The 9,521-nt window shown below is 68.2% G+C and carries 9 protein-coding genes and 2 pseudogenes; 8 read left to right on the top strand and 3 right to left on the bottom strand.

Annotation, left to right across the window (positions count from 1 at the left end; all coding sequences use genetic code 11):
• Positions 1-302 precede the first annotated feature (302 nt).
• Positions 303-887 carry a DinB family protein gene (locus tag ACFWY6_RS35070; protein ID WP_384699313.1) on the top strand — a complete coding sequence of 195 codons (585 nt, stop codon included), beginning with the start codon at positions 303-305 and terminating at the stop codon, positions 885-887.
• 45 nt (positions 888-932) lie between these two features.
• Positions 933-1,642, top strand: a pseudogene (locus ACFWY6_RS35065) (transposase).
• A gap of 252 nt (positions 1,643-1,894) precedes the next feature.
• On the opposite strand, the gene ACFWY6_RS35060 reads toward ACFWY6_RS35065, so the two are convergent.
• Both ACFWY6_RS35060 and ACFWY6_RS35055 read right to left on the bottom strand, forming a co-directional pair.
• A complete protein-coding gene (locus ACFWY6_RS35060; protein ID WP_384699310.1) occupies positions 1,895-2,233 on the bottom strand; it encodes a hypothetical protein in 339 nt (112 codons plus the stop codon).
• The gene (locus tag ACFWY6_RS35055; RefSeq protein WP_384699307.1) at positions 2,227-2,904 is read right to left on the bottom strand and encodes an IS630 family transposase; all 678 of its coding nucleotides are present in this window, start codon (positions 2,902-2,904) and stop codon (positions 2,227-2,229) included. The genes ACFWY6_RS35060 and ACFWY6_RS35055 overlap by 7 nt, the downstream gene beginning before the upstream one ends.
• A gap of 722 nt (positions 2,905-3,626) precedes the next feature.
• Between ACFWY6_RS35055 and ACFWY6_RS35050 the strand changes: the two genes are divergently transcribed.
• A complete protein-coding gene (locus ACFWY6_RS35050; protein ID WP_384699334.1) occupies positions 3,627-4,103 on the top strand; it encodes a zinc-binding dehydrogenase in 477 nt (158 codons plus the stop codon).
• A 98-nt stretch (positions 4,104-4,201) separates the two neighbouring features.
• On the opposite strand, the gene ACFWY6_RS35045 is transcribed toward ACFWY6_RS35050, so the two are convergent.
• Complete coding sequence (locus tag ACFWY6_RS35045; RefSeq protein WP_384699304.1) at positions 4,202-5,197, bottom strand: LysR substrate-binding domain-containing protein; 996 nt, start codon at positions 5,195-5,197, stop codon at positions 4,202-4,204.
• A 140-nt stretch (positions 5,198-5,337) separates the two neighbouring features.
• On the opposite strand from ACFWY6_RS35045, the gene ACFWY6_RS35040 reads away from it, so the two are divergent.
• The 5 genes and pseudogenes from ACFWY6_RS35040 to ACFWY6_RS35020 all read left to right on the top strand — a co-directional run bounded on the left by ACFWY6_RS35040 (position 5,338) and on the right by ACFWY6_RS35020 (position 9,387).
• Positions 5,338-6,141 (top strand): alpha/beta fold hydrolase, encoded by an 804-nt coding sequence (locus ACFWY6_RS35040; RefSeq protein WP_384699301.1) that lies wholly within the window; start codon positions 5,338-5,340, stop codon positions 6,139-6,141.
• 52 nt (positions 6,142-6,193) lie between these two features.
• Positions 6,194-6,409, top strand: a pseudogene (locus ACFWY6_RS35035) (nicotinate-nucleotide diphosphorylase (carboxylating)); the annotation flags it as partial.
• A gap of 13 nt (positions 6,410-6,422) precedes the next feature.
• Positions 6,423-6,767, top strand: a complete 345-nt coding sequence (locus tag ACFWY6_RS35030; protein WP_384699298.1) for a hypothetical protein — start codon at positions 6,423-6,425, stop codon at positions 6,765-6,767.
• Between the two features lie 406 nt (positions 6,768-7,173).
• Complete coding sequence (locus ACFWY6_RS35025; protein WP_384699296.1) at positions 7,174-8,106, top strand: methyltransferase domain-containing protein; 933 nt, start codon at positions 7,174-7,176, stop codon at positions 8,104-8,106.
• Between the two features lie 243 nt (positions 8,107-8,349).
• Positions 8,350-9,387: an NAD(P)H-dependent flavin oxidoreductase gene (locus ACFWY6_RS35020; RefSeq protein WP_384699293.1), complete on the top strand. Its 1,038-nt coding sequence runs from the start codon at positions 8,350-8,352 to the stop codon at positions 9,385-9,387.
• Positions 9,388-9,521: the final 134 nt, after the last annotated feature.

The following is a 9,521-nucleotide window of genomic DNA, read 5'->3' as shown; positions in this document are numbered from 1 at the left end:
GCCTTTGTGCCCCTCCTGGTGCGCTCGGGTGTTTGGGGGTTCGGGGGGGGGGGGTGGGCGGTGGGGCCCCCGGGGGGGGGGCCCCCGGGGGCGCCCCCCCCCCCCGCCGCTTCCCCTCTACCGTCTGAAGATGGAGTGGATGACCCTTGTCAGCACCATAGTTGGTGGCGGAATCGCCACGCGAGCTTCTTGTAGCAGTCAGGGCGGCGGTCATGTCATGGCCAGGCCTCGGCTCTGCCAGCCGTTGGGGACCACGTACGGGATCTTGAGACCACGAGCAGCCCATGGCAGGCTCATGCCGCATGATCGATGAATTCGCGAAAGACAACCTGCACGGGAGACTGCGGCGGGACCGCAACGCGCTGCTCTGGAAACTCGACGGCTTGTCCGAATACGACGCCCGCCGACCTTTGACAGCGACCGGGACCAACCTCCTCGGCCTGGTCAAGCACGTGGCCACCGTCGAGGCCAGGTACTTCGGCGAGGTCTTCGACCGCCCTTCCCCGGAACCGCTGTGCCGGTGGCAGGACTCCGACGGCAGCGATCAGTGGGCGACCGAGGACGAGACCCGCGATCAGATCATCGGGTTCTACCGGCGTACGTGGGAACACTCGGACGCGACGATCAACGAGCTTCCCCTCGACGCCCCCGGCCACGTGCCGTGGTGGCCGGAGCCTTTTCCCAACACGAACCTGTTCGCCGTCATCGTCCATGTCCTCGGCGAGTCCATCCGGCATGCCGGGCACGCCGATATCCTGCGCGAGGGCCTCGACGGCCGGACCGGGGTGCGCGCCGAAAACGAGCAGCAGATCGACGAGGAAGCCCGTGCGGCCCACTGCGCGAAGATCGAGCAGGCCGCCAGGTCGGCCGCACCAATCAAGGCTTAGAGGTTGTCTCACGTGACTTGATGTTCCTGCGGCATGATGCAGGCCGTGGGTGATGATCCATCGAAGCGTCTGGTTCCTGATGAACCCTGGGAGTTGGCCGCCCCGTTGCTGCCGTCGTTCGCTGCACGTCCGCAAGGTGATGGGACCGCTCCGTGTGACGAGCGGGCCGTGTTCACGGCAGTGGTGTACGCGCTGACCTGCAGCTGTGCTGGACGAACTCGGGGCCCGGGGCGAGGTGGACTGGACCTCGGCGATCGTCGACGCGGCCTCCGTTCGCCCCAAAGAAGGGGATCGCTGACCGGGCCGAACCCGGTCGATCGCGGCAAGAAGGGCGGCAAGCTGCACGTACTGTCCGATGCCCAGGGCATCCCGCTCGCCGTCGCCGTGTCCGGCGCGAACATGCAGGACAGCCTCGCCCTCAAGCCGCTCATCCGCGGCATACCGCCGTCCGGCCCTGCCGGGGACCACGGCGGGGCCGCCCCGTCAAACTCCGCGCGGACTAGGCGTACTTCCCCGCCGAACACCTGGCTTGGCTGCGCGAGCGCGGGCTCGTCGCGCGCATCGCGCGGCCCGGCATCGAGTCCGGCGAACGCCTCGGTCGGCACCGCTGGAAGATCAAACGGTCGATCGCATGGCTCTTCGGCTACCGCCGCCTCACCGTCCGGTACGAACGAAAGAGCTCGCACTTCCTCGCCTACCTCGGCCTGGCCGCCGCCCTGACCTGCTACAAGAAGCTCGCGAAACTTGCCACGTGAGACACCCTCTAAGGCTCGACTTACGTTTATTGATCGGAATATTGATCCGAAACTCAAAGGGTTGTATTCGAGGATGTAGCGGATGCGCGGTCCGAAGTAGCCGCGGAAAATGTGTGGCTGGCGTTGGCGGCCCGGGTGTCGTTCGCGTCGCGGCACGACGCCACCAGTGTGCGAAGAGCGCCACGGCCAGAATTCGAGAAGACCCCCGACGAAGCCTGTCAACGGGGGGCCTCTGTGCCGCGTCGTCGTGTGTTACTGGCAGCCCAGAAGCCGTGGGTCCACCTCACCCTGGCGAATGTTGACTTCCACTACGCCGTTGTCCGGCCCTCCTCCAGCGGATTGGAGGGCACGGCGTGTTACGGCAACAGCGATATCAGCCGCCTCGCCAGGCGTCTCGGCCTTGACCTGCAAGGTGGCGCCGACGGAGAAGAAATCACCGGCAGGACTGTTGGAGGTGGCTGCCGAGGCGAACTCGTATTGCGGTTCGCCTTCCACCGCAGCTTGCATCCCCTCCTTGATTCGCGTCCACTCTTCGTCAGTGACATCCAGCAGGAGCTGCACGTCAACTTCCCAGTCGTTGTTCTTCAACATTCCACTTTTCCCCTGTGTTGATGAGCCTTCTGGTCATCGGCAGGGAAGATTATCAGATGGCGACTTATTGACCCGAAGCTCAAATTGGTTCCATTCGAGGATGCAACGGAGGTGGGGGCCGCCGAAGTAGCCGCGGACGATGTGTGGTTGGCGTTGACGAGCTCGTCGGGGTTGAGCTCGGGCGAGTACCCGGGCAGGAAGTGCAACTCGATGCGGTCGGGGTGCTCGGCCAGCCAGTCGCGGACCCTGCAGGAGCGGTGAGCGGAGTGGCCGTCCAAGACGAGGTGGACCGTACGGTCGAAGTGGCCCGAGAGCCGGTCCCGGAAGCGACACATCACCTCGGCAGCGAAGGTCTCGGTGAAGGCCATGAAGTGCATCCGGCCCTTCGTACTGATCGCGGGCATAGCGTTCACCGAGAATCGGTTGCCGCTGCGGCGCACGATCGGAGTGCGGCCTGTCTCGCCCCAGGTCCGGCCGGTGACCTGGTCGGAGCGGATGCCGACCTGGTCGGCGAAGAGCACCTCGGCACCCTCGGATTTCGCCTTCGCCCGGATCGCCGGCCAGGTCTCCTCCCGCCAGGCGCGTACCGCCGCTTCACAGGGCCGGTGATCGAGGACGGCCTGCCGTACCGCCTGCTGCTCGGCCTCGGACAGCGCCTGGTGCTCGCCCACCCGCAGCAGGCGACAAGTGTCGTGCGTCCCCCACCAGTCAGCCTCAAGAAGGGGAGCTGAGGCGGACGCGGGTGCTGGACGTCAACCACCGTTCGGCATTCGCGGCGCGTGACGGTGCGCATACGGCGATGGAAGGCGTACCCGCCAAAGAGGAATGAGACGAGCAGCATGGAAAGCCCCATGTCTACCGGCCGGTTCCGGCCGCTCTCTCGTATCACCGACCACAGCCCCAGCTCCGCCCAGAGGAACACGCAGACCATGACCAGCGCGAGGGGGAATACCCAGCGCAGGGTTGCGAGACTGAGCGGTTGGTCTCGTACTGCCTGCCTCGTGGCGCAGGCAGTACGCCACGTCGCGCTCGCGCTCGGCTGCCCAATCCGCGTCCGCAGATCGGAACTCCACGGTCAGGCAGCCATCTTGGAACCGCAAACTTGCTGCGCGATCGAGCCCCGAAGCGTGCCAAGTCAGGCGGGTCCACTTCGTGGAGTACTGCGGTCCGCACAGCTTCCGCACGCTCTGGAGCAGTGAATCGAGATCAGCGGCGCGAAATCTTCTCTCATAGCGTTCGGTCTCCAACTGCACGTGTGGGAAGGGGATACCTTCCACCGCGAGGCCGGTGAGGTGGTCCAATTCATCGCGCCCGAGCTGGACTTCGTAGGCGACGAAGTATCTGGCAGAGATTGTTGCGGACACGCGGATCAACGTAGTTCGGGGCGGGACGGATCATCGTCACAGCATCGTCCGACGAGGCGCGTGCCACGGCCCTCGAACTCGGCGCGGACGCGGCGATCGACGGTGATGCGGAGGGCTACCGGGAGCGGGTCCTCGACGCCCATCACGGGCGCCCGGTCGACATCATCCTGGACGCCGTCGGCGGCTCCGTCCTCGACTCCGCCCTGGACGCACTCGGGTATCTCGGCCGGCGGGTGACCTACGGCGCCTCGTCCCGGCAGACAGCCTCCGCGATTGCGCCGAGCCGACTCGCGGTGGACAGCATCACCGTTGCCGGTTTCTCGCTCATCCCGCTCATCGCCCGGGACGGGGCCAGTGGTGCGGCGCTGGAGGAGTTGCTCGACCTCACGGCGCGGCGTCGCCTGCGGCCGCTGGTCGGCGCAGAGTACGACCTCGCGCGGGCCCGCGATGCGCATGAGGACATGCTCGGCCGCCGCACGAGGGGAAAGCTGGTCCTTCGTCCTTGACGCTTCCGTCCTCGACGCTGGATCCGCGCCATCGCTGAACGGGTTCTGGCTGGTGGGCGGACCGATGACTGCTGCCTGCTGGCCCGAGACATGCCACCTCAGCGGTTCCACGACAGGTCAACGTCAGGTCGGTCCTGTTGCCCAGGGGCGGGCGGCCAGGGGCTGGCGGGCTGTGCGTCGGGGGAAGTTCGTGGTTCGGGGCCGGCGCCGTCAGCCCCGGCGGCGTGGCAGGCGTCGAGGAGAGGGGCCAGGCGGCGTGCGGGGGTGGCGGGGTGGACGGCCAGGAAGGTTTCGGCGGACAGGCCGGGCTGGGCGAAGGGGCGGAAGGCGGTGCGGCCGGACTGCAGGAATTGTGCCTGGGCGGCGTAGAAGACGGTCCAGCTCGGCTTGCCGGTCGCGATGGCGGCGAGGGTGTCCTGGTCGGTGGTGAAGGCGGGGCCGAGGCTGGGTTCGAACCCGGTGTTCCGGCACGCTTCCATGACCAGGTCGACGAGTTGCGGGTTGGTCTCGCGGGGGACGATGCGCAGCGGGAGGTGGGCGAGGTCGGCGAGGGGCACCGTGGTGCGGGCAGCCAGAGGGTGGGTGGCGGGGAGCGCTGCCACGAGGGGGTCCTGCCAGACCGGGATGAGGTCCAGGCCGGGGCTGTCCGTCAGTCCGCGTACGAAGGCCGCGTCCAGTTCGCCGTCGCGTACGGCCTGTAGCCGGGCGGTGGATGCGGCGCTCACCAGTTCCACTGTCAGATTCGGGGAGCGGTCCGCGAGGGTCGTGAGGACGTGTTCGAGGCGCGCTCCGAGACCGACGCTGGTGCCGACGCGCAGCACTGTGGCCGCCATGGTCCGAAGGCCGGTCAACGCGTGGAGTGCCGCTTGCTCGGAGGCCAGGATGGTGCGGGCGTGCGGCAGCAAGGCGGCGCCGGCGGCGGTGAGGGCGACCTGGCGGGTGGTGCGGTCGAACAGGTCCAGCCCGAGTTCGCGTTCCAGCCGCCGGATCTGCTGGCTGACGGTCGGCTGGACGATGTGCATCCGCGCGGCGGCCCGGCCGAAGTGCAGTTCTTCGGCGACCGCCACGAAGTAGCGGACCTGACGCAGTTCCATTCCACCCCTGCCGCGGATTCATCACGGTTCTTGATCAGTGTACGAGCGAACTGCGTCTTGGTCGGGACGCGTCACCGCGGTGAACTGGCCCTGCTCAACACCGCGGACAAACAGAGCGGTGCGGACGAGAGAAGGGCTTGATGATGCCGTACGCCAAGGTGAACGGAATCCGGCTGTACTACACGGACGGTGGGACCGGAGTGCCGGTGCTGTTCCTGCACGGTTGGGGAACCAGCGGCCGCGTCTGGGACACCCAGGTCGCCGATCTGGCCGCCGACCACCGCGTGGTGACTGTGGACTGGCGGGGTTGCGGCCGAAGCGACCATCCGGCTGCCGGGAACACCATCGCTGCCAACGCCGCCGACCTGGTGGGGCTGATGGACGTACTGGCTCTGGACCGGGCCCTGCTGGTGGGCAACTCGATGGGGGCGGCCTTCGCCCTGGAGGCGGCACTCCGGTCGCCGGAGCGGGTGGCCGGCGTGGTGTCGATTGACGGGCCCGGCCACTGGCCGAGCCAGGGCATGTCCGACACCCTGCCCTCGCTGCGGACGGCGCTCTCCGTCGATCGCGCCGCGGCTCTGGCCGATTGGGTCCCGCAGTGGTTCGGCCCGGCGGCGGACCCGGACCCGGCGCGGCAGACGGTGCGACGGATCCTTCAATCGGGCCTGTTCATCGATGAGTTGTTCGCCGATCTCGCGGTCTACGACCCTCGCGAGGCGCTCGGCCGGCTGATGGTGCCCGCGGTCTTCGCGCACGGCCGACTCGATTCCCAGATCCCCCTGGAGGTGTCTCGGACGCTGGCCGAACTGGCCCCGTACGGCGAGTTCCACGTGATCGAACAGGCGGGACACATGCCGCATCAGGAACAGCCCGCCATGGTCAACGCCCTGATCCGCGCCGTGCTCGCCCGCCTGGTCACCGAAGCGGACCCGTCCGCGCATTGACGGCACGTGACGCCGTCGCACTCGCACTTGCCGAGGACGGGCCCAGGATGACATCACCACCCGCTGGAGTGTGCCCGCGGGGCCGCCCGCGAAGGCCGAGATCACGACCAAGCAGCCCGGGGTGATCGGCGGGCTGCCCATCGTTTCCGAGGTGTTCCGCCGGCTCGACCCCACAGTCGAGGTGGACGAACTGGTCCCGGAAAGGACGCTCGTCCCACAGGGACAGACGGTCGTCCGCTTCACGGGCGAGGCGCGCGGCCTGATCACCGGGGAACGCGCCCGTGCTCAACTTCCTGCAACGCATATGCGGCATAGCCACGTTGACGAGGCAGTACGTCGACCTGGTAGCCGACCTGGGTGTCAAAGTCCTCGACACCCGCAAGACGGCGCCCGGGCTGCGGGCGGGCTCTCGACAAATACGCCGTCGCTTCTGGGGGGCGGCAGCAGCCGCCGGCTCGATCTGTCGGCCATTGTGCTGCTCAAGCGGCGATCAACGCGGTCCGCGCCGGAATGGCCGCCGAAGGCCGCGACGTACTCATCGATGTCGAAGTGGAGACCGTGGCGGAAGCGGTGGAAGCCCTGCTTGCGCGAGTGCCCTGGATCATGCTGGACAACATGACGGGTGACCGCGATCAGGCAGGTCGTCCACGCCCGGCAGGAGATCGGCCCTGGTCATGGAGTCGTCCTGGAAGCCTCCGGAGGAATTACCCCGGAGTAGCTGCGGCCGATCGCCGAGGCCGGCGTGGACCCCTCATACGACTACGGGCCGCAATCGCCCAAGCCAAGCCAAGCCAAGCCAAGCCAAGCCAAGCCAAGTGCCGTCGTACATGTCATCGCGACGGACCCGGCTGCTCAGCTCGACTTGCCGGCCTGGTGCCATATGACACGTTGACGCTGGGCCGTAAAGAGACAGGGTCTGCCCCAAGCCGTGATCAAGATGCGGGGCGTCCCTCCGTGATCGGTCTGCGCCTGGTGGAAATCGGGCGTCGCGTGTGCGGAACCAACTGATGTGGAAAAGGAGTTGATCGGACCATGGCGCGGAACACGCGGGACATCTCCGGCAAGGGGTACCTCCTCGATAATCGGCAGGCCGAGGCGGGGGAGCGGTTCACCGCGCTGTCGGCGCTCTTTGATCCGTCGACATTCCGGCACTTCGAGACGGTCGGGGTCGACGAAAGGTGGCGGTGCTGGGAGGTCGGGGCCGGTGGGCCCACCGTGCCCGCCTGGCTGGCCGAGCGCGTCGGCAGGGCGGGGCACGTGGTGGCCACCGACATCGACACCTCCTGGATGCGGGAGACCGCAGACTTCGAGGTGCTGCGCCACGACGTGGCGGCCGAGGAGCCCCCGGCCGGTGGGCCGTTCGACCTGATCCACGCCCGCCTCGTACTGGTCCACGTCGCCGACCGCGACAAGGCCCTGCGGTCGATGGTCGAGGCGCTTCGCCCCGGCGGATGGCTGGTGCTGGAGGACGGAGACCCGGCGTTGCTGCCGCAGATCTGCCCCGACGAGTACGGGCCCGAACAGGAGCTGGCCAACAGGCTGCGCCGCGGCTGCCGTGAGCTGCTGCGGCAGCGCGGCGCGGATCTGGCGTACGGGCGCAAGCTGCCGCGGCTGCTGCGCGAGGCCGGGCTGGCCGACGTCGAGGCCGATGCCTACTTCCCGATCACCTCGCCCGCGTGCACCGTGCTGGAGGAGGCCACCGTCCGCCAGGTCCGCGCCAAGCTCGTTGCTGCGGGGTTGGCCACTGACGAGGAGATCGACCGCCACCTGGCCAACATCGCCGCGGGCGGCCTCGACCTGGGTACCGCGCCGATGATCTCCGCCTGGGGCCGCCGCCCGCGGGACTCTCAGGGGAAGTCCGGGGCGTCGACGGTAGCGGTGTCGTGGTCGCAGGAGTGCTCGGCCAGTTCTGTGGCCCAGGTGGCGGACCAGTCGACGAGAGGGCTGAGCGCCGTGAGGGCGTAGTGGCCGTCAGGGGTCTGGTGCACCAGACGTGCCTCGATCAGCTGGACGAGGCGTTGACGCAGCACGCTGGAGGACATGTCGCTGCAGCGTCGGCGCAGGTCACGGAACCCTCAGGACGCTTTCGTGCGGTTCCCACACCACGCACCGGCCGTCCTGGTGCCGGTGTGACCGCCACGCTCCTCCTACGCTCCTGCAGACCCGCGCCCCTGGCGATGCGGATTCCCAAAACATTAACTTCGCCGGGTGATTTGGAAACCGAAACACCCGCATGAGGAGGACAGCATGACGACGTTGACCACACCTCTTTGCCGGCAATTGGGCATCGAGATACCCGTGGTGCAGGCGCCCATCGGGTCGGCGGTCACCACGGAGCTTGTGGCTGCGGTGGCCAACGCGGGAGGACTCGGCACCCTTGCTCTGACCTGGGTCACCGCCGAGGAAGCGGTGCGCAGGATCCGGCAGGTTCGGCGGATGACACCGAGGCCCTTCGCCGCGAACCTGGTGCTGGACTTCCCGGTGGACGAGCTTCTCGACGCCTGTCTGGCGGAAAGCGTGCCGGTCATCTCAACGTTCTGGGGTGATCCCTCGGCTGTCGCCGAACGCGCACACTCGGCCGGTTCCCTGCACATCCACACGGTCGGTTCCGTTGCCGAGGCCCAACGCGCCGTTGCCGCGGGCGTCGACGTGATCGTGGCCCAAGGGTGTGAGGCAGGTGGCCACGTCCGTGGGGAGGTCACCACGATGGCGCTCGTGCCCGCGGTCGTGGACGCCGTGCACCCGGTGCCCGTCATCGCAGCCGGCGGCATCGCCGACGGGCGCGGGCTCGCCGCCGCACTGTCCCTCGGAGCCCAGGCCGGATGGCTGGGCACCCGATTCCTGACGGCATCCGAGGCAGCCACGCACGAGGTCTACCGTCAAGCCGTGATCCAGGCGGCGCCACAGGACGCGGTGTACACGCGGTGCTTCGACGGCGGCTGGCCCAACGCCCCGCATCGTGCACTGCGCAACTCCACGCTCCACGCCTGGGAGGCCGCGGACCGTCCAGCCGCGCCGAACCGCCCCGGCGAAGGCGCCGTGGTGGCCCGGAGCGCCGATGGGCGGACCTGGTCGCATTACGACGACATGGTCCCCGTACCCGGCATGTCGGGCGACGTGGAGGCTCTCGCCCTCTATGCCGGCCAGAGCACCGGACTCGTCCGTGGCGTCGCCCCGGCGGGCCGCATCGTGACGGACATCGCCACGGATGCCGCGGCCCTCATGAGGCGGACGTGGACCCCCTGACACCGTCGACCCCCCGCACACCACGTCGCCATCAGGATCGAATCCATGATCGATGATGTTGGATTGGCCTGGGTGGTGCTGTCCTTGGGGGTCATCAACACCCGGCGTGATCGGCGGTGCTTCTTGTGATGGCG

It is taken from the genome of Streptomyces sp. NPDC059037, assembly GCF_042740015.1.
Classification (GTDB): Bacteria; Actinomycetota; Actinomycetes; order Streptomycetales; family Streptomycetaceae; genus Streptomyces.
This window is presented reverse-complemented; position numbering and strand designations above follow the sequence as displayed.

What these genes read in the sequence shown, in the direction of transcription:
- ACFWY6_RS35045 (WP_384699304.1), bottom strand. Translation starts at nt 5,197, where the DNA reads ATGGAACTGCGTCAGGTCCGCTACTTCGTGGCGGTCGCCGAAGAACTG.
- ACFWY6_RS35040 (WP_384699301.1), top strand. Translation starts at nt 5,338, where the DNA reads ATGATGCCGTACGCCAAGGTGAACGGAATCCGGCTGTACTACACGGAC.
- ACFWY6_RS35070 (WP_384699313.1), top strand. Translation starts at nt 303, where the DNA reads ATGATCGATGAATTCGCGAAAGACAACCTGCACGGGAGACTGCGGCGG.
- ACFWY6_RS35025 (WP_384699296.1), top strand. Translation starts at nt 7,174, where the DNA reads ATGGCGCGGAACACGCGGGACATCTCCGGCAAGGGGTACCTCCTCGAT.
- ACFWY6_RS35060 (WP_384699310.1), bottom strand. Translation starts at nt 2,233, where the DNA reads ATGTTGAAGAACAACGACTGGGAAGTTGACGTGCAGCTCCTGCTGGAT.